Source organism: Acidovorax sp. (genome assembly GCF_034519795.1).
Lineage (GTDB): Bacteria > Pseudomonadota > Gammaproteobacteria > Burkholderiales > Burkholderiaceae_C > Acidovorax.
Genome location: NZ_JAXHOB010000018.1, coordinates 65,730 through 83,808, shown reverse-complemented (window position 1 = coordinate 83,808; position 18,079 = coordinate 65,730). Strand labels below are relative to the sequence as shown.

Below are 18,079 nucleotides of genomic sequence, written 5' to 3'. Positions count from 1 at the left end.
GCTCTGCACCGGCCCCATCACCAGCGATGGCATCAGCTCGCAGGGCAGGTCGCGCAATGCGCCTCCCCGACGGTGAGGCTCGAACCACGCCAACAGCGCCTGGTTGCGCCCGCGCGCGGCATCGGCCAGCTCGGCGCTGCGGGGGCCGCTGGCCACGGGGCTGCGCGCCTGGAACAGAAAGCGCGCCTGCACGGGCTGGGCCACCACCCAATCCAGATACCCGGTGACCAGGGCCTGCACGCCCGCCTCCACCCCCACGGCCGCGTCAAGCTGGGCCTGCACGCTGCGCGACTGCGCCGCGAAGATGTCGAAGAACAGCGCCGCAACGATGCCCTCCCTGCTGCCGAAGTGGTGATAAATGCTGCCCACGCTGGCGCCGCAGCGTGCGCGCACGCCGTCGATGGAGACGGCATCCACCCCCGCCTGCGCGGCGCAGGCCAGCGCGGCGTTCAGGATCTCCTGGCGGCGGTCGATGGGCTCGGCGGTGGGGGCGGGGTTGGTACGGCTTGCCATGGAAGTGCATTCTAGAATAAAGTTCTAGAAAATAGTTCTAGATGCTGCCTCCGGCATTCTGGACGCCATCCCACCCTTTCTGCGCCCCACCATGAAATCCTTCGCCAGCGAGTTGCCGCCCGGCCACGCCCTTTACCCCCACCTGCTCGCCCCGCTGGACCTGGGGTTCACGCAGATCAAGAACCGCGTGCTCATGGGCTCCATGCACACGGGGCTCGAAGATGCGCGCGACCTCACGCGCATGGCGGCCTACTTCCGCGAGCGGGCCGAGGGCGGGGTGGGGTTGATCGTGACGGGGGGCTTCGCGCCCAACATCGCGGGCTGGACCAAGCCGTTTGCGGGCACGCTGTCCACCGCCGGTGCCGCGCGCCGCCACAAGGTGGTGACCGAGGCCGTGCACGGGGCCGGTGGAAAGATCGCGCTGCAGATCCTGCACACCGGCCGCTATGCCTACCACCCGCTGGCGGTGGCGCCTTCGCGGCTGCAGTCGCCGATATCGCCGTTCACGCCGTTTGCGCTGTCGGCCGGCGGGGTGGAGCGGCAGATCCGCGCCTTCGTGAACTGCGCGCAGCGTGCGCGCGAGGCGGGGTACGACGGGGTGGAGGTCATGGGCTCCGAAGGCTATTTGATCAACCAGTTCCTCTCGGCCACCACCAACCGGCGCACCGATGCCTGGGGCGGCGACTACAGCCAGCGCATGCGCCTGCCGGTGGAGATCCTGGCGCGCATGCGCGAGGCCGTGGGGGCGGACTTCATCATCATCTACCGCCTGTCCATGATCGACCTGGTGCCCGGCGGCAGCGCCTGGGACGAGATCGTCACCCTGGGCAAGGCCGTGGCCACGGGCGGCGCCAGCCTGGTCAACACCGGCATCGGCTGGCACGAGGCGCGCATACCGACCATTGCCACCAGCGTGCCGCGCGCCGCGTTCGCCTGGGTCACGCAGAAGATGAAGGCCGAGTTCACTGCTGCCGGCATTGCCACGCCGCTGGTCACCTCCAACCGCATCAACACGCCCGAGGTGGCTGAGCAAGTGCTGGCCGATGGGTGCGCCGACATGGTCTCCATGGCCCGGCCGCTGCTGGCCGATGCGGCCTTCGTGAACAAGGCGGCACAAGGCAAGGCCGACCGCATCAACACCTGCATCGCCTGCAACCAGGCCTGCCTGGACCATGTGTTCAAGAACAAGACCAGCAGCTGCCTGGTGAACCCGCGCGCCTGCCACGAGACGCTGCTGGTCTACACGCCGCTCACGCCGCAGCAAAAGCCCAAGCGCATTGCCGTGGTGGGCGCCGGGCCGGCGGGCCTCACGGCTGCCACCGTGGCCGCCGAGCGCGGGCATGAGGTGCACCTGTTCGACGCCGCCGAGGCCATCGGCGGCCAGCTCAACATGGCCAAGCAGGTACCGGGCAAGGAAGAGTTCCACGAAATGCTGCGCTACCTGGCCACGCGGGTGGAGGACACAGGCGTGCAGCTGCATCTGGGCCGGTCCGTGCAGGCAGCCGACCTGGCGGGCTACGACGAGGTGGTGGTCGCCACGGGCGTGAGCCCGCGCGACCCGAAGATCCCCGGGCAGGACCACCCCAAGGTACTGAGCTACATCGACGTGCTGCGCCACGGCAAGCCCGTGGGCGAGCGCGTGGCCGTCATCGGCGCCGGGGGCATCGGCTTCGACGTGGCGGAGTTCCTGGTGCACGAAGGCCATTCGACCACGCTCGACCTGCCCGCCTGGCAGGCCGAATGGGGCATCACCGACCCGGCCAAGGCACGCGGCGGCCTGGCGCCCCAGGGCCCGCAGGCCACGCCGCCGGCCCGCCAGGTCACGCTGCTGCAGCGCAAGAAAGGCAAGCTGGGCGAGGGCCTGGGCAAGACCACGGGCTGGATCCACCGCACCACGCTGAAGATGAAGCAGGTGCAGATGGTGGGCGGCGTGAACTACGAGCGCATTGCCGACGAAGGCCTGCTCGTCTCGTACGGCGAGCAGCGCGAAGACCCGACCTGGATCCCCTGCGACACGGTGGTGCTGTGTGCCGGCCAGCTACCGCTGCGCACGCTGGCCGACGAACTGCTGGTGCTGGGCAAGAAGCCCCATGTGGTGGGCGGTGCGCTGGAGGCGGGCGAGCTCGACGCCAAGCGTGCCATCGACCAGGCCGCGCGTTTGGCGTCGACCCTTTGAGCGTTCAAGAGGGCATATTTCGCTCCCGCACCAGGCGGATGTGCGCCATGAGGCTCGGGTAGAACATGCGTGAACCACTGCGCCTGCGGGTCGCTGCCAGGGTCTCCAGTTGTCGCACAGTTGCAGGATGCTCGGTGGCAGCACCAAGCGGTTGAGCGGCTCGGTGTGCAGGCTGGATTCCGACAGCAGGCGCGTGCAGCGCACGGCATCGAGACCCTGCACCGTGGCCAACTGGCCGGGCAGGGGCCGGGAAAGGTTTCGCAGCGCTGGGCCAGAAAACGAGAAATCGGCTGTGGACCAGGAGCGTGCGCGGCAGAAGGCATCGAAGCGAAACGTCCGAAAACCGAGGATCGCTGGGTAGTACCGACAAGCCCAGGGTGGACCCTGGGCGACGGAGGTGATGCCCGGCGAGACCGGTTTGTCGGGCGTTGCAGCCGATGCTCCTTCTGTCGCGCACGCTCCTAGTGTCCCGAGTTAGAAATTCGTTGAATAAATCTACCGACAATCCCCGCCATGCGTCGTTGCAAATGCTCGCCATGCGCCCGGCATGTCTGCGCTTTGCGCCTAGCTTGGCAGCGATTTCGGCAGATTTCTTTCTTCAACGAACTTCCAACTCAGGACACTAGCATCCCTTCGCTTGACTGAGGAATTGCAGCAGCTCCCACATCGCTGTTACATACACTTGTAGCGTTCCTCCATCTGCGCACCGTCTTGTGGCAGCCGCTTTCTGTGGTGACCAAGGCGCGGTGCGTATGTTGAGGGCCTGTTCTCCCTGATTTCGGAGATCCCCCGAATGGGTGTGAACAGGCCGTCGTCTGCCTTGCCGCGCCGCCGTGCGCGCATCGGCTTGGGGCCATGCCCTCTTTTTGCCTGCCTGCTTTGCGACTGCCACGCCTGTGCACGCACCGCAGTGCACAGCGCGTGGCCCACCTCCTGGTGGTGTTTGGTCGGGTGGCACGGTGCCGCCGCGCAGCGCTGTGCCCTCTTGCCGCATCTGTCAAAAGCCCAACAGCTTGTGTTGCAGCGCCATTTGGTGCCTCATTGGCGCCTTGTGGCGCAGTGATTCACGCGGGTACCGACTGAGCATCCCATTTTTTGATCTTCCAGAAAGGTGACACCATGGAACTTCTCATCTCGGCGGGGCTGATCCTCGCCATCGTGCTCTGGGGGGTCATTGCTCCCAGCACTTTGGGCACCGTGTTCGACACGGCGCTGGCCGCTATCACGCGCAACTTTGGCTGGTTTTACCTGTGGGTGGTGCTGGGGCTGGTGGTGCTGGCGCTGATTCTGGCCTTCAGCCGCTATGGCGACCTGAAACTGGGCCAGGAGGACGACGAGCCGGAGTTCTCCATCGGTGCCTGGTTTGCCATGCTGTTTGCGGCAGGCATGGGCATCGGGCTGGTGTTCTGGGGCGTGGCCGAGCCGATATCGCACTACGGCGCACCCCCTCCGGGCATTGCAGCCAACACACCCGAGGCGGCCAACGCCGCCATGCGCTACAGCTTCTTCCACTGGGGGCTGCACCCCTGGGCGGTGTACAGCATCGTGGCGCTGTCGATTGCGTTCTTTCAGTTCCGCAAGGGCGGATCGGCACTGGTCAGCACTGCGGTGATGGCCCTGCCCTGGGCGCCGCTGCAGCGCATCGGCCCGCTGGTCAACATCCTTGCGGTGATCGCCACGGCGTTTGGTGTGGCGGCGTCGCTGGGGATGGGCGCGCTGCAGATCAACAGCGGGTTGCACACCGCCTTCGGGCTGCCGGTGGGGTCTGCGTCTCAGGTGGGCATCATCGTGGTGACCACGCTGCTGTTTCTGGCATCGGCGGTGACGGGCGTGGCGCGCGGCATCAAGTGGCTGTCCAGCATCAACCTGGTGATCGCATCGTTGCTCGCAATGGCGGTGTTCGTGCTGGGGCCAACGGTGGTCATCATCGACACGTTTACCAACACACTGGGCAGCTACCTCACCGAGTTTGTGCGCATGAGCCTGCGCATGACCCCATTTCGCGACAGTGGCTGGGTGGGCGGCTGGACGGTTTTCTACTGGGCCTGGTGGGTGAGCTGGTCGCCGTTCGTGGGCCTGTTCATCGCGCGTGTCTCGCGCGGGCGCACCATTCGCGAGTTCATCCTGGGTACGGTGCTGGCGCCCACGCTGGCGGCGTTCGTGTGGTTCTCGGTGTTTGGCGGTACTGCGCTGCACATGGAGATCATGCAGGGCGTTCCCGTCGCCGAAGCCGTCAAGGCCGATGTCTCCACCGCACTGTTTGCCATGTTCCAGGCCCTGCCCTGGGGCGCCGTGATGTCGTTTGTGGCCACGCTGCTGGTGCTGGTGTTCTTTGTCACGTCGGGCGACTCGGCCACGCTGGTGTTGGGCATGATGAGCACCGGCGGGCAGGAGAACCCGTCGGCCCGCGTCAAGATCATCTGGGGTGTGCTGGTGTCCGGCATTGCCATCAGCCTGCTGCTGGCGGGTGGGGTCAAGGCCGTGCAGACCGCCACCATCGTGTTTGCCCTGCCATTCACCGTCGTTATTTTGCTGATGGCGCTGGCCCTGTGGCGCGGCGTGAGGGCCGACTGGGAGGCCGACGACCGCCGCGACCGCGCACTGCGCCGGCGCATGCGGGAGATGGTGGGGCAACCAGGTGCGGACGCGCCCGCCAGCGGCGCTGCGCCATCCACACCCGGCCAGCGGCTGTAGGGTCGCTGAGAGGCTGAGACTTCAGCCCCAGGGGGACGCACCCAGCGCGGCGTGGCGGCCATGGCGGAGACACTGGCAGGGCGGCTCCCTCTTGGGGCTTCTTCGGGCCGCCGGCCTGGGTTGCACCGCGCTGTTGCGCTGCCTCACAGGCGGACGTGCGCCATCAGGTTCGGGTGGAACATGCGTGAGCCCGGGGCCTGCGGGTCGCTGCCCAGGGCCTCCAGCTCGTCGCACAACTCCAGGATGCGCGGGTTGCCCGCCGCCTCGGCGGTGGACAGCACGAAGCGGTTGAACGGCTCGGTGTACAAAATCGACTCCGACAGCGGGCGCGTGCAGCGCACGGCATCCAGGCCCTGCACCGTGGCCAGTTGGCCGAAGCGGCCTCAGAGGCTGGGAGTTTTTTGGCGTGCAAGGCGGGCATGGACGAAAGATTCTCAGCCGCTCAGGCCCCGGCCGGCAGCCCCAGCGCGTGGTACACGCGCGCTGCCGCATAGGCATCGTTGGCTGCATACACCAGTTGCGATTCGGTGAGGTGGGCGTTGGCCCAGTTGGAGGTGGCGGCCTTCTTGGACTTCATGAAGCGCTGGTTGAACAGCACGGCCACCGCGCCCTTGACGCCCATGTCCTTGCGGTAGCCCTGCTGGCGGAACACGTGGTTGAGTTCCAGCACGCCCGCAGGCACCACGCCGAGCTTGGCCTCGATGCGCTTCCTGTCATCTCCCAGGCCAAAGCCGGCCTTGGTGGTGCCGGGCCGGGCCAGCAGCTGTGCCACCAGAGCGCGGCAGCCCTGGTCGTGCAGCTGGAACACCCAGGCTTTGTCGAGGGTGGACAGCTGCACCACGTGCGGCCCGTCGGACGCCTCGCCCTGCACGAAGGTGGGCTTGGATTCGGTGTCGAAGCCCCAGACCGCGCTGGCTGCCAGCTCATCGCAGGCTTTTTCGGCCTGGTCGGCGGTGGCCACCAGGGTGATGCGATCAGGCCCCAGGCGCTCGAAGGGGGGCAGCAGTGCGATCTCTTCCTTGCCGGGTGTGGCGCGTTGGGTGTGTGGGGGGCTCATGGGGTGGCTATTGTGCGGGATGGGGAGACAACTGATTCAAAATGCAAGCGATGTTGCGAGGGGCGGGCTTGCCTGCCATGATCCTGCGGCACCCGGGAGCGAGAGGTGCTGAAGCTTTCGCGCCCGCAGCCTGCAGAAAACCCTTTCTTTGGTGACGTAGGTCACGCCTGACACGCAATTGCGCGTTTGTGGTCATCTCAGCGAAAACCCCGGTGGATAAGATCGTCTTTGCCAGCTGGGATGGTCGCTGTCTAATTTTTCCTTGAAGACTGTCTGCATTGTTTTTGCGCCCTGACCTTTCTGGCTGGCCTCGTTGGACGACCCCCTTGGGGGCGCGGGGCCGTGCTGGTCTGCTGCGGCTGCGGATGGCCTGGTTTGCACTGGGTTTTGCCATTGCCTGCGGCATGATGCAATTGATTCCGGCCTTCCAGTCGCCCGATGAAATCGTGCACCTGCTGCGCGCCGACATGGTGGCCCATGGCCAGCCTTTGCTCAAGAGCCTGGAGCCCGACGTGCGCGGCAAGACCGGTGGCTGGGTGGACACCCATTTCTTCCTGTTCTCGCAGTGGATGCAGAAGATCGTGGGGCCGCACCGCGACAGGAGCCTGTCGCCTGCGTGGCTTACGAGCGAGGCCAAGCGGTTCGACTGGCTGGACGATGAGATCTTCGTCGATGCGTCGGCCACCGGGTACTACGCCCCCTTCATCTACCTGCCGCATGCGCTGGGCCTCAGGCTCTCGCGCGCGCTCGACCTGTCCCTGGGCCACAGCTACCAGCTCACCCGCATGCTGGTCACGCTGCTGGTGCTGGGCGTGGTGTTCTGGGCCTGGCAGACGGGGCCGCCCTCCGTGCTGTTGCAGGCCTTGCTGCTGATGCCCATGGCACTGTTCCAGATCATCTCGCCCACCATCGACGGGTTGTCCTTTGCGCTGGCCCTGCTGGTGCTGTCGCTGTTTCTGCTGCAGTGGCAGCAGGGCAAGGCCACGCGCTGGCAGGCGTTCGCCTTCTATTTCTCCATCTTCCTGCTGGTCACCTCGCGCACCAACCTCATTCCCATGGTGTTGCTGCCCTTGATGCTGCTTTGTCGGCACGGCTCCTGGCAGCGACTGGCGGCCACGGCCACCCTGCTGGCGGCCAGTGCCGGGTGGACGCTGTACGGCCTGGTCCACACCCAGGACCACCGCGTGGTGCGCGCGCTCTCCACGGGTCAGATCATCGCCAATTACCTGCGCGAGCCGATGGAGTTTGTGCGCCTGGTGGGGCGGACCATCGTCGATCCGTTCCAGGGCCAACTGATCGCCTCGACATTCGTGGGCAACCTGGGCTGGTCCGACGCGCCGATTCCGGACCTTGCCCTGGCCACCATTGGTTGCGGCCTGCTGCTGGCGGCGCTCCTCACCGTGGCGGCGACACGCTACCAGAAGGCCGATCTTGGCATCCGTGCCACGCTGGCGGTTGCCGCCGTGGGCAGCGCGCTGCTGGCCTTCTTTGCACTTGCCGTGACCTGGAACGACTACCCCGCGCGCGTCATCGAAGGCCTGCAGGGGCGCTACTTCATCATCCCCGCCATGCTGCTGGCGGCCGCCCTGGGGCCGGTGCGCCCGGCCCCGGCGCACGCCCCCTGGCCAGCCAGCCACCGGGTGTTCGTCCTGCTGTATGCCATGTTCTGCCTGGGCGCCATGGCCACCACGCTGCAGGGGCGCTACGGCATGGGTTTGGCGGTGTTCGACTTCTGACAGGGGGCGCATCCGATCCATGGGTGGGTCGGGCAAGGGCAGGGCGGCCGTCGCCTTCAGCGAAAATGCCGGTTGTTTGTTTCCCCACCCTTCGGCCTCCTCCGCATGAACATTCCATCGACCCCCTTGAGCGACGACGAGCTCGATGAACTCGAACAATTCCTGCTGTTCGAGGTTGATACCGAAGAGGTCATGACACTGGACATGGCCGATGGGTTCCTGCACGCCATCGCCGTTGGCCCGACGACGGTGCTGCCAGGCCAGTGGCTGCCCAAGATCTGGGGCACCACGGAAATGATGCCGCCGCTGGATTCCATCGAGCAGCTCAACCACCTGCTGGGGTTGGTCATGCGCCACTTCAACAGCATCGTCGCCGGGCTGGAGGGCAACCCGCGGGAAGTCAGTCCCTACTGGTCCACGATGGTCTATGCAGAGAGCCCGCAGGAATACGACGATGCGGAGGCGTGGGCCTATGGCTTTGTCGAGGGCATGAAGCTGTGCTGGAACGACTGGCAACCCTTGCTGTCGACCCCGCAAGGGCAGGCCACGTTCAGGCCGATCGGCCTGCTTGGCGCAGCGGGCTATTGCGCGGACCAGGATGCACTCACCAAGACCCCCGCGATGAGGGGAGAGCTGGCGCTTCACATCCCGCAGGCGGTGCTGGACCTGCACGCCTTCTGCCTGCCTTTGCGGCTTGCGGTGCAGCAGCGCACGTTGAGCAGGTCGATGCAGCCCAAGGTGGGACGCAACGAGCCATGCCCCTGTGGCAGCGGCAAAAAGTTCAAGAAGTGCTGCGGGGCCGCTGCAGATCCGCATTGAGGGCGGCTTGCCGGTGGGGCCCACACGGCCACTGCCGGCTCGGCCTGCTTCAGCAGCCGTCCAGGTCGGCGTCGGCCAGCGCAATCCGGTCGCGCCCTTCGCGCTTGGCCTGGTACAGCGCCTGGTCGGCCCGGTCGAGCAGGTCGCGCAGACTTCGGTCGCTGCCCCTGAGGGTGCCCAGGCCCATGCTGGCGGTGATGCGGTAGCGGTGGCTGCCACCCGCATCCATGCCCGCCAGCTCCAGCGTGCGCACGCAATTGAGCAGCCGCATGGCCACTTCATGGCCCTGGCCCAAGGTGGTGCCCTGCAGCAGCACGCCGAATTCCTCCCCGCCCAGGCGGCCTACCGCATCGCCAGGGCGCAGCCCGTCCATCACGGCGCGGGCAAAGGCCACCAGGGCGCGGTCGCCTTCGAGGTGACCGAAGCGGTCGTTGATGGACTTGAAATGGTCCACGTCCAGCATCAGCAGCGTGAGCGGTGTGCCATGCTCGCGTGCGGCGTGGAAGGCCGCCTCGGCGGTTTCGAGAAAGGCGCGGCGGTTGGCCATGCCGGTGAGCATGTCGGTGGTGGCCAGGCGGTGCAGCTCGCGCTCCAGGTTCTTGCGCTGCGTCACGTCGCGGTAGATGCCCTCCACACCGGCAAACTGCCCCTGGTGGTCGTACAGCGCGTGGCTGCTGATGGAGATGTCGATCACCGTGCCATCGCGCCGCACCATCTGCCCCGGAAAGTCGGCCACCTCGCCTTTTTCCTGGATGGCCACCTTGAAGGCATCGCGGTCCTTGCTCTGCGGGTAGTAGGACTCGGCCGTGCGGCCCTCGATCTCGTGCGGCTCGTAGCCCAGCACCCGGCGCACCCCCGGCCCCACGTGCTGCACCACGCCCTGGGCGTCGGTGCGGTAGTACACGTCCTGCATGTTGTCGAACAGGCGCCGGAAGTTGTGCTCGCTCTCGCGCAACTGCTCCTGGATCTCGCTCTGGTGCGTCATGTCCATGCCGCACATCAGCAGGGCCGGCGCGCCCTGCCATTCAATCGCCACGCTGGCCACCAGCACCATGCGCAACTGGCCCTTGTCGGTGCGCACGCGGAACTCGGAGGACTTGTTGGGCCGCCCCACGTGGTCGGGCTCCTTCACGCGCTCGATGCGCTGGCTGGAGCGCGCCTTGTCCATGGGGTGCACGAAATGGCCGAGTATCCGGCCCAGCAGGGCCTGCTCGCTGTCGGCCTCCAGCAGGGCCACGCCGGCCGCATTGGCACGCAAGATGGCGCCAGCCGGCGTCACCACCAGTGCCGCTGCGGGCAGCAGTTGCAACAGTTCCTGATCGTGGTGCATGCGTTTGTAACAATACGTAGTGCACCATTGTGGCACCGCGCGCGCAAAACGCCACCAAGTGTTTGTCAATGCCTGACAGCGCAGGCCCGGATCAGGTGAACCGTGCGAACGGGTCTACCAGCGAGGCGATGGTCACGGCGCCCGGTGCAAGGGCTGCGCCGTTGCGGCGTGCGGGCTCCGGCTCCACAGGCACGGGCGACACCGCCAGGGGCTGCATGGGCCGCCCATACACGCGCCGCACCCGGTCTTCGAGCGTGGGGTGGGTGTCCAGCCGGCGCTCCAGCCGGCCGCCGCCTTCCACGTCCACCAGCAGCATGTGCTGCACCGAGGGCAGGGCCAGGCCGGTGTGGCGGTGGTCCTGGGCGTAGCCGGCGGGGGTATCGCGGCGCTGGCCCATCACCTTGCGCAGCACGCCGCCCAGGCCCTCCTTGCTGCGCGTCCACTGCACGGCGCGCGCATCGGCCAGGTACTCGCGCTGGCGCGAAACGGCGGCCTTGAGCATGCGCCCCGTGAGCCAGCCGGCAAAGCCCGCCAGCATGATGGCCGAGCCGAACCACCACGCCAGACCACGCCGCTCGCGCAGCGTGTCGCCAAAGTTGTAGACCAGTTCCAGCCCGTAGACCATGCCGGCCAGCTGCATCTTCAGGCGTGTGTCGCCCTCGTGCAGGTGGCTCAGCTCATGGGCCACCAGGCCCTGCATCTCCTCGCGGTTGAGGTAGTCGAGCGCGCCCTGTGTCACGGCGACCACCGCATCCTTGTCGTCCCAGCCGGCGGCAAAGGCATTGATGGCATCGACGCGCGGCACCACCATCACCTGCGGGCGGCGCATGTTGGCGGCAATGCACAGCTCGTCGACGATATTGGCCAGCCGCTGCTCGGCATGCGAGATCGAGGGCCGCAGCTCGCGTGCACCGGCGCGCGTGGCCAGCTTCACGCCGCCCGCGCGCAGGTTCGACGTCTCCACCCACCAGCCGCCCAGCACCAGCATCAGCGAAACGCCCACGTTGACGGCCAGAAAGCCGGCCGGGTAGGGCAGGTTGCCCGGCAGCACCGCCGCCATCAGCAGCCAGGCCACTACCAGCGCGCCGTGTACGGCCGCGACCAGCAGCGCCACGGCAACGGCAAAGCCCAGCAGCAGGCGGCGCGTTTCGCTGCGCGCGTTCTCTTGATGGTTCCAGAATTTCATGAAGGCAGTCCCTCGCGGTTTCGCGGGCTGCTCAGAACTGGACTTTGGGCGCGGTGCGCTCCTCCGCGTTCTGTGTCGATTCGAGCATCGGCGAGCTCACGAAGCCCAGCAGCCGCGCCACGACCAGGTCGGGGAACTGCTGGGCCTTGTCGTTGAACTCCAGCACCTGGTCGTTGTAGGCCTGGCGGGCAAAGCCCAGGCGGTTCTCGGTGCTGGTGAGCTCTTCGCTCAGCGATTTCATGGAGGCATCGGCCTTGAGGTCGGGGTAGGCCTCGGCCAGCGCCATCAGCCGGCCCAGGCTGCCACCGAGCACGCCTTCGGCAGCGGCCAACGCACCCAGGGCATTGGCACTGGCCGGCGCTGCACGCGCTGCGGTGGCGGCGCTCTGCGCATTGCCGCGCGCCTTGATCACCGCTTCGAGCGTGGACGCCTCATGCGCCATGTAGCCGCGCGCCACCTCGATCAGGTTGGGAATCAGGTCGTAGCGCCGTTTGAGCTGCACGTCGATCTGGGCGAACGCATTGGCAATGCGGTTGCGCAGTTGCACCAGGCGGTTGTAGACCACCACGGCCCACACCAGCAACACCACCACCACGCCGGAGAAAATCCATCCTGCTGTCGACATAGTCCACCTCCTCTGTTGTAAATTTTGATTGCAGTCAATAGTACAGAACGGGTTTTCTGGGGAGGCGGAAAGCTGAAACTTGGTGGGGGTTTGCGATGTGCGCTGCAGGTAGAGTGTGAGGCGAAGGGATTCTCGACCGCGCAGCGCCGCATCTCCTCTCTACAGCGGGCTGGCACTGTGGTGCCGCTCGTACCCGCGGCGCTACTTCTGCAGCTTGCATCAACCCCCGCGAGGGCTGCGGGCGGCTTGTGTTGCAACGTGCCCTGCAAAGGCGGTCACGAAGCTGTCCAGGCTCGACAACTCCGACAGCTCGGAGTACTCGCCGGACGTGGCTGCGGTACTCGGACTGGCCAGCAGCGCCGTAGCGGTGTAAAGCTGTTCTTTGACCAGTTTTTGGCAAAGAAGGTCATACCGGTCCAGGTACGAGGTGTCTTTGAATTCTGGGAACACTTCAAAGTGCGGTTGTGCATTCCTCACTGCGATGCGTGACGCTGGAGCGTCTTCCACTACCATGAGCCATCCGAGAAACGGCTTGGGATGCTGGCCCAGGGCGCCTTCGCGGTAGGCAGTCCACAGGCAGTGTGCGGTGCCTATGGCTTCTTCCGTGCGGTTGTTGAAGTTGTTCCCGAAAGAGCCTACCTGTGACTTGCATTCGATTGCGGCTATCAGGCGGCCTTCGTGCATCACCAGCAAGTCCCACTGTTTGGTTGGGCGAAAGTACCCTGGCAGTACCACCAGTCCCTTGGCTTGGTGAACCTGTGCATGCCCAAGGCCGTTGGCTTCGACCAAGCTCTTGATCAGGGCGACAAAGCCGTCCATGTTCTTGCCAGCTATCACCGCACCTCGCGTACCCGCATGCACATTGCCCGATTCACGCTGTTTGCGTAACGCCGCTTCGCGGTTGCCCCAAAAGGCCTTGATGGAGTCGCGTGCCTGTTTGCGGTAGTTCGCCAGATCAAGTGCCATTTGATTTAAGGCTCAGCGAGCGCAACGCGCTCCTGTGCGTTGAGTTGATAGAGGTCGGCTACTGCAGCGTTGCATGCCTGGATATCCAGCTTTTCTGCCGCCACTGCCAAGCGATGGCGCATTTCGCTGGAGACTTCAGCCCAATGAGGGAGTCTCAGCCGCCTCAGGTACTGAGCCTGAAAGCGAAGAAACCCCCCACGCATTTTGGTGGAGTATGTCGCGATGAACAGCCGAGACAGGTCTGATAGCAAAACCGCTTGCAGCGCGCGCAAATCCCAGGTTTCAGACACCACGAAATAGAGATTGTGATGGGGGTAGAGCTGGCCTGGCTCATAGACCACTTGTGCTTCACCCTTGATGTCTGGAATGAGCAATTTTGGGCGCTGGGCTAGTGAGGGCGTTATGCGATCAATGGTCCTGTACCAGCGTGTGGCGTCGCGCTTGGCTACATGCCGCCCGGTGATGACTTCCCGGTGCGTTTCCAAGTATGCGGCCAGGCGCGGGTATTTCTTTAGATCGACCAGCGGTCCTTCATCGGTAAAGGGATTGATGACACCATACCCCCGCCATTCGACATTGCCGGAGAGTATGTCTTTGGTCATTGCCAGTGGAAGCTTGCGGTCATCTTCCACATCGAGATCGTCGTATTTCCCAATGTATGCCTGATCGGCGCCAGTGGCTACGCCGATACCAACTTTCCCGCCTGCCTCCTCAAGGGTCGGATACTGGGCCTCGATTCGGCGCACCAGGTCCGTCTTTTTGGACGAGTGCAAAACCCACGGCTCATCCCCGTTTGTCACGCCATCCAAACGGTGCACTCCCGGTGGTAAAACAGCCTCGGGCCCACTTTGAAGACTGTTGGCCAATGCCTTCAGGTGCTCGGCGTCGATGGCGGGCCTCTCTGCAACGAGGGTAGGGCCAGCGGGAGATTTCTCAATGAGGGTAATGGCTGGGTATGCAATTACATCGGAGTGGAATGCGGGTGTGTCCACCATATCGACATACGCCCGCAGATGGTAGCCTGAGGCCACAAGAGCCCGCAACGGCCCGCCGTACCGGTTTTTGGTCCATCGGTCGGCGCAGATAAAGCTCAGTTGTCCGCCGTCATGGAGAAGACCGAGCGACTTTTCTATGAAGGGGATGTACAGGTCTGCACGGTCGAACAACGTCGAGAACCGCCTGCGGTACTCCTGCAGCAGTGGAGCAGGGATAAGCTCTTGGCGGACGTAGGGTGGATTGCCTATGACAAAGTCAAAGGCCGCCGGAAACCTGGTCAGGAGGAAATCACCTTGGACCAACCAGAGGCTGGCAAGCCGCTCGGCCCGAGGGGCGTCAAATCCTTCTTGGAGAAGGCGTGCCACTACGGCGAGGCGGGTGGTATCGAAGGTGCGGCTGTGGAGCTCAACCGCCCGAATGCAATGATCGAGTTCAGGCACCAATTTTCCCGCAGCCTTGGCGCGTCGCCACGCTGCGAGCAGCCGATCAATTGCCGGAAGCAAAAAATCCCCACCTCCGAAGGAGGGCTCAAGCAGTGAAGCTTCGTACAGCGCATCTGTTGGCAGATAGCCGACGAGGTCGAGTATGAAATCAACCACCTCTCGCCGGGTGTAAATCGCACCCCGATCCTCGGAGCCAGACGCATGCGCCAGATCGTGCAGCGCATCGGTGACAGGGCACATGCCTGGCAGGGCAGACTGTTCGAGAAGTAGTTCGGTTTGCATGGTGCTTGGACGATTGCTGACGATTATCCTGTACCCCAGAGCCACTGGGACGGCCCGCATGCCCAGGCCCGGTTCGGCCGAAGTCGTTCACGGCCTTTCCATGCATGGCAACATGCTTCCTACCCACAAGCGGTACCATCGCCCATGAGAAAAACTTTTCAACTCCATGTCGAAGGCAAGAATCCGGACCGGGTTCTGGAGGCCGTCAAGCACGACATCCGCAAGTACATCAAGCGCGAACGCCGCCGCGACATCCCCGAAGGCGCGGACTTCTGGGACTTCGATTGCCAGTTCGGCGCCACCAAGGAAGCCGCCACGGTGGTGCACCTGTCGGCCCTCACCGGGCTGATCAACGGCGTGGTGGCCGAGGGCGGCAAGCAGTTCTACGTCGAGATCCTGGCCAAGCCGGGCAAGCGCACGCCACGGCCTGACGGGGCGCATGACGAGGACGCGGCCAACGACGGCATGGGCCCTGAAGAAGACGACGACAGCGAGGATTGACCACCAGGCGGTATCGGGCAGGTGCCCGATGCAGCTACCGACAGCCGGTCTGCCTTGCAAGGCACACCGGCTTTTTTGCGCCTTTGAACAGGCGCTTGTCCGTGTTACTCCGGCTTGGGCGGCTTCTTGCCCACGGGGCGCGCGGCCTCGGCGGCCGCCTTGGCCTCGGCCTCGGCGGCCGCAGCGCGCAGCTTGTCCTTCTTGCTCGGGCGGCGGCCCTTGATGCCGCCGGTGCCGGGCTCGCCGGGGGCGGCCGGGGCTGGCGCGGGCGCCACTTCGGTCGGCTCGAAGCCGGCAATCACCTCCAGCGGCAGCGCCAAGCCCTGGCGCTTTTCGATCAGCCGGAAATGCGCCGTGGCGTCGGGCGTGACGAAGCTCACGGCCATGCCGCTCTCGCCCGCGCGGCCGGTGCGGCCGATGCGGTGCACATAGTCGTCCGCCGAGCGCGGCAGGTCGTAGTTCACCACTGCGGGCAGCTGGGCGATGTCGATGCCGCGCGCGGCCAGGTCGGTGGTCACCACCACCTGCCAGCGCTCGTCCTTGAACTCCTGCAGCACCTGCTTGCGCGCGCCCTGGCTCAGGCCGCCGTGGAAGGGGCTGGCGAAGATGCCGGCCTTGTACAGCTTTTCGGCCACATGCTCGGCCGCGTACTGCGTGGCCACGAAGACCAGCACCCGCGTCCACCCATGCTCCTTGAGCAGGTGGCGCAGCAGCTGCGTGCGGCGCTTGTCGTCCACCGCGATGGCGCGCTGCGCGATGTCGGGCGTGTGGTCTGGCGTGGGCGCAATCTCCACCCGCAGCGGCTGGCGCAGCAGGCCGTCGGCCAGGGCCTGCACTGCCTGCGGGAAGGTGGCCGAGAAGAACAGGTTCTGCCGCCTGGCCGGCAGCAGGGCCAGCACGCGCTGCAGCTCCTCGGCAAAGCCCAGGTCCAGCAGGCGGTCGGCCTCGTCCAGCACCAGGTGGGCCACCTGGCCGAGCTGCACGGCGTTGTGCTCCACCAGGTCGAGCAGCCGGCCCGGCGTGGCCACGACGATGTCGGCGCCGCCGCGCAGGCCCATCATCTGCGGGTTGATGGAGACACCGCCGAACACCACGGCCACCTTGGGGGGCTGCTGCAAATGCCCCGCCAGGTCGCGCAGCACCTCGCCCACCTGGGCCGCCAGCTCGCGCGTGGGCACCAGCACCAGGGCGGTGACGTGGCGTGACGCCTGGCCGGTGGCGCCCAGCTGCACTGCCTGCAGCAGCGGCAGCCCGAACGCCGCCGTCTTGCCCGAACCGGTCTGCGCGATGCCCAGCAGGTCCTGCCCGCCCAGGATGGCCGGGATCGCCTCGGTCTGGATGGGCGTGGGCACCGTGAAGCCCACGGCCTGGGCGGCATGGGCGAGGGCAGGGGAGAGACCGAGGGCGGCAAAAGGCATGGGCAAGGCGGCCTGCGCACGGGGCACAGCCGCAAATGAAAGGGGGTGGTCGCAGCCCGCGCGGGCTGTCAGGATGCCCCGATTGTCCTGCATCGGGGTGGGGGCGCGTGAAAAGGGCCGGTTTGCCATGCCGCCATGCGAACCCCGTGCGCAGATAATCGGGCGGCACAGACACCTGCTACTCCTCCCCATGGCCATTCCAACCGATCCCTCCGCCATCACCCACGGCATCCAGCTGGCGGTGGCGCCCGTGTTTTTGCTCACCGCCGTCTCCGGCATGATCGGCGCGGTGGCCGGCCGGCTGGCACGCATCATCGACCGCGCCCGCGTGGTAGAAGACCGCGCCCGCGCCAACAACGACCCCGAGTACACCGCACGCGCCTATGCCGAGCTCGGCGACCTGCGCCTGCGCGGGCGCCTGGCCAATGGCTGCATTGCGCTGTTGACCTTCTGCGCGTTTCTCATCGGCATCACCATCATCCTGCTGTTCCTGGGTGAAACGCTGGACTACCAGGCCAACCGCCTGGCCATCGGCGGCTTCCTGGCCGGCGTGGCCTCGTTCCTGCTGGCGCTGGTGTGCTTTCTGGCCGAGACGGTGATGGCCACGCGCCTGCTCAACTTCCACATGCTGCAGAACGAGCTGGGTGCCAACCCGGCCCCCGGCAAGGAGCCGCAGTGATGGCCCCTGCACCCAAGAAGTCACTGGCCGACCTGGGCAGTCTCGGCGGCCTGGTCTATTCCACCGACACCGGCCGCATGTGCCCTGATTGCCGCCAGCCCATCGCCCAATGCGTCTGCAAGGAACTGGCCAAGGCGGCCGCCGTGCCTGCCGGCGACGGCATTGTGCGCGTATCGCGCGAGACCAAGGGCCGCGGCGGCAAGGCCGTCACCCTGGTCAAGGGCGTGCCGGTGGATGCCGCCGCGCTCGACCAGCTGGGCAAGCAGCTCAAGGCCGCCTGCGGCAGCGGCGGCACCGTGAAGGACGGCGTGATCGAAGTCCAGGGCGACCACGTGGACCGCGTGATGGCCGCGCTGCAAAAGCTCGGCCACAAGGTCAAGCGCGCGGGCGGTTGAGGGAGCGCACGCGATGGATGCCGAGAAGCTGCAGCGCCTGGTCACCACCGAGATGCCCTATGGCAAGCACAAGGGCACCTTGCTTGCCGACCTGCCTGCCAACTACCTCGGCTGGTTTGCGCGCGAGGGCTTCCCGAAAGGGGAGCTGGGGCAGTTGCTGGCGCTGATGTACGAGATCGACCACAACGGCTTGTCGGATCTGCTGAGGCCGCTGAGGGGGCGATAAGGGCCGGGCTGGCGTCGCGCAGGAAAAGGCGTCCTTG

General features: G+C 66.0%; 17 protein-coding genes. 8 read left to right on the top strand and 9 right to left on the bottom strand.

What is annotated here, in order from left to right:
- A partial coding sequence (locus tag U5N23_RS21260; RefSeq protein ID WP_322594732.1) for a TetR/AcrR family transcriptional regulator occupies nucleotides 1-513 on the bottom strand: 513 nt, incomplete at its 3' end.
- 91 nt (nucleotides 514-604) lie between these two features.
- Between U5N23_RS21260 and U5N23_RS21255 the strand changes: the two genes are divergently transcribed.
- Nucleotides 605-2,689 carry an NADPH-dependent 2,4-dienoyl-CoA reductase gene (locus U5N23_RS21255; RefSeq protein ID WP_322594731.1) on the top strand — a complete coding sequence of 695 codons (2,085 nt, stop codon included), beginning with the start codon at nucleotides 605-607 and terminating at the stop codon, nucleotides 2,687-2,689.
- Nucleotides 2,690-3,808: 1,119 nt separating this feature from the next.
- Complete coding sequence (locus U5N23_RS21250; RefSeq protein WP_322594730.1) at nucleotides 3,809-5,383, top strand: BCCT family transporter; 1,575 nt, start codon at nucleotides 3,809-3,811, stop codon at nucleotides 5,381-5,383.
- A gap of 143 nt (nucleotides 5,384-5,526) precedes the next feature.
- Here U5N23_RS21250 and U5N23_RS21245 read toward each other — a convergent pair whose 3' ends face one another.
- Both U5N23_RS21245 and U5N23_RS21240 read right to left on the bottom strand, forming a co-directional pair.
- Nucleotides 5,527-5,742 carry a hypothetical protein gene (locus U5N23_RS21245; protein ID WP_322594729.1) on the bottom strand — a complete coding sequence of 72 codons (216 nt, stop codon included), beginning with the start codon at nucleotides 5,740-5,742 and terminating at the stop codon, nucleotides 5,527-5,529.
- 83 nt (nucleotides 5,743-5,825) lie between these two features.
- Nucleotides 5,826-6,440, bottom strand: coding sequence for a 3'-5' exonuclease (locus U5N23_RS21240; protein ID WP_322594728.1), 615 nt, complete (start codon nucleotides 6,438-6,440; stop codon nucleotides 5,826-5,828).
- 404 nt (nucleotides 6,441-6,844) lie between these two features.
- Here U5N23_RS21240 and U5N23_RS21235 point away from each other — a divergent pair, with 404 nt between their 5' ends.
- Both U5N23_RS21235 and U5N23_RS21230 read left to right on the top strand, forming a co-directional pair.
- Nucleotides 6,845-8,176: a DUF2142 domain-containing protein gene (locus tag U5N23_RS21235; RefSeq protein ID WP_322594727.1), complete on the top strand. Its 1,332-nt coding sequence runs from the start codon at nucleotides 6,845-6,847 to the stop codon at nucleotides 8,174-8,176.
- A 126-nt stretch (nucleotides 8,177-8,302) separates the two neighbouring features.
- Nucleotides 8,303-8,995 carry a UPF0149 family protein gene (locus tag U5N23_RS21230; protein ID WP_322594726.1) on the top strand — a complete coding sequence of 231 codons (693 nt, stop codon included), beginning with the start codon at nucleotides 8,303-8,305 and terminating at the stop codon, nucleotides 8,993-8,995.
- Between the two features lie 49 nt (nucleotides 8,996-9,044).
- Here U5N23_RS21230 and U5N23_RS21225 read toward each other — a convergent pair whose 3' ends face one another.
- From U5N23_RS21225 to U5N23_RS21205, 5 genes are all read right to left on the bottom strand, one after another.
- Nucleotides 9,045-10,325, bottom strand: a complete 1,281-nt coding sequence (locus U5N23_RS21225; RefSeq protein ID WP_322594725.1) for a diguanylate cyclase — start codon at nucleotides 10,323-10,325, stop codon at nucleotides 9,045-9,047.
- Nucleotides 10,326-10,416: 91 nt separating this feature from the next.
- Nucleotides 10,417-11,511 (bottom strand): M48 family metalloprotease, encoded by a 1,095-nt coding sequence (locus tag U5N23_RS21220; RefSeq protein ID WP_322594724.1) that lies wholly within the window; start codon nucleotides 11,509-11,511, stop codon nucleotides 10,417-10,419.
- A gap of 31 nt (nucleotides 11,512-11,542) precedes the next feature.
- Nucleotides 11,543-12,244 carry a LemA family protein gene (locus tag U5N23_RS21215; protein ID WP_416208646.1) on the bottom strand — a complete coding sequence of 234 codons (702 nt, stop codon included), beginning with the start codon at nucleotides 12,242-12,244 and terminating at the stop codon, nucleotides 11,543-11,545.
- Nucleotides 12,245-12,355: 111 nt separating this feature from the next.
- Complete coding sequence (locus tag U5N23_RS21210) at nucleotides 12,356-13,102, bottom strand: PaeR7I family type II restriction endonuclease (protein ID WP_322594722.1); 747 nt, start codon at nucleotides 13,100-13,102, stop codon at nucleotides 12,356-12,358.
- 5 nt (nucleotides 13,103-13,107) lie between these two features.
- Nucleotides 13,108-14,823, bottom strand: coding sequence for an Eco57I restriction-modification methylase domain-containing protein (locus U5N23_RS21205; RefSeq protein ID WP_322594721.1), 1,716 nt, complete (start codon nucleotides 14,821-14,823; stop codon nucleotides 13,108-13,110).
- A gap of 144 nt (nucleotides 14,824-14,967) precedes the next feature.
- Here U5N23_RS21205 and U5N23_RS21200 point away from each other — a divergent pair, with 144 nt between their 5' ends.
- Entirely contained in the window at nucleotides 14,968-15,324 is a 357-nt protein-coding gene (locus tag U5N23_RS21200; RefSeq protein ID WP_322594720.1) for a DUF6172 family protein, read from the top strand.
- A 104-nt stretch (nucleotides 15,325-15,428) separates the two neighbouring features.
- Here U5N23_RS21200 and U5N23_RS21195 read toward each other — a convergent pair whose 3' ends face one another.
- Nucleotides 15,429-16,742, bottom strand: coding sequence for a DEAD/DEAH box helicase (locus U5N23_RS21195; RefSeq protein WP_322594719.1), 1,314 nt, complete (start codon nucleotides 16,740-16,742; stop codon nucleotides 15,429-15,431).
- 190 nt (nucleotides 16,743-16,932) lie between these two features.
- On the opposite strand from U5N23_RS21195, the gene U5N23_RS21190 reads away from it, so the two are divergent.
- The 3 genes from U5N23_RS21190 to U5N23_RS21180 are packed head-to-tail and all read left to right on the top strand — an operon-like array spanning nucleotide 16,933 to nucleotide 18,042.
- Nucleotides 16,933-17,421, top strand: coding sequence for a DUF2721 domain-containing protein (locus tag U5N23_RS21190; RefSeq protein ID WP_322594718.1), 489 nt, complete (start codon nucleotides 16,933-16,935; stop codon nucleotides 17,419-17,421).
- A complete protein-coding gene (locus U5N23_RS21185; RefSeq protein ID WP_322594717.1) occupies nucleotides 17,421-17,816 on the top strand; it encodes a translation initiation factor Sui1 in 396 nt (131 codons plus the stop codon). The genes U5N23_RS21190 and U5N23_RS21185 overlap by 1 nt, the downstream gene beginning before the upstream one ends.
- A gap of 13 nt (nucleotides 17,817-17,829) precedes the next feature.
- Nucleotides 17,830-18,042 carry a DUF3820 family protein gene (locus U5N23_RS21180; RefSeq protein ID WP_057263722.1) on the top strand — a complete coding sequence of 71 codons (213 nt, stop codon included), beginning with the start codon at nucleotides 17,830-17,832 and terminating at the stop codon, nucleotides 18,040-18,042.
- Nucleotides 18,043-18,079: the final 37 nt, after the last annotated feature.

Excerpts from the sequence above, each read along its gene's own strand:
- U5N23_RS21255 (WP_322594731.1), top strand. The coding sequence starts at position 605 with ATGAAATCCTTCGCCAGCGAGTTGCCGCCCGGCCACGCCCTTTACCCC.
- U5N23_RS21250 (WP_322594730.1), top strand. The coding sequence starts at position 3,809 with ATGGAACTTCTCATCTCGGCGGGGCTGATCCTCGCCATCGTGCTCTGG.
- U5N23_RS21240 (WP_322594728.1), bottom strand. The coding sequence starts at position 6,440 with ATGAGCCCCCCACACACCCAACGCGCCACACCCGGCAAGGAAGAGATC.
- U5N23_RS21235 (WP_322594727.1), top strand. The coding sequence starts at position 6,845 with ATGATGCAATTGATTCCGGCCTTCCAGTCGCCCGATGAAATCGTGCAC.
- U5N23_RS21225 (WP_322594725.1), bottom strand. The coding sequence starts at position 10,325 with ATGCACCACGATCAGGAACTGTTGCAACTGCTGCCCGCAGCGGCACTG.
- U5N23_RS21220 (WP_322594724.1), bottom strand. The coding sequence starts at position 11,511 with ATGAAATTCTGGAACCATCAAGAGAACGCGCGCAGCGAAACGCGCCGC.
- U5N23_RS21210 (WP_322594722.1), bottom strand. The coding sequence starts at position 13,102 with ATGGCACTTGATCTGGCGAACTACCGCAAACAGGCACGCGACTCCATC.
- U5N23_RS21205 (WP_322594721.1), bottom strand. The coding sequence starts at position 14,823 with ATGCAAACCGAACTACTTCTCGAACAGTCTGCCCTGCCAGGCATGTGC.
- U5N23_RS21200 (WP_322594720.1), top strand. The coding sequence starts at position 14,968 with ATGAGAAAAACTTTTCAACTCCATGTCGAAGGCAAGAATCCGGACCGG.
- U5N23_RS21195 (WP_322594719.1), bottom strand. The coding sequence starts at position 16,742 with ATGCCTTTTGCCGCCCTCGGTCTCTCCCCTGCCCTCGCCCATGCCGCC.
- U5N23_RS21190 (WP_322594718.1), top strand. The coding sequence starts at position 16,933 with ATGGCCATTCCAACCGATCCCTCCGCCATCACCCACGGCATCCAGCTG.
- U5N23_RS21185 (WP_322594717.1), top strand. The coding sequence starts at position 17,421 with ATGGCCCCTGCACCCAAGAAGTCACTGGCCGACCTGGGCAGTCTCGGC.
- U5N23_RS21180 (WP_057263722.1), top strand. The coding sequence starts at position 17,830 with ATGGATGCCGAGAAGCTGCAGCGCCTGGTCACCACCGAGATGCCCTAT.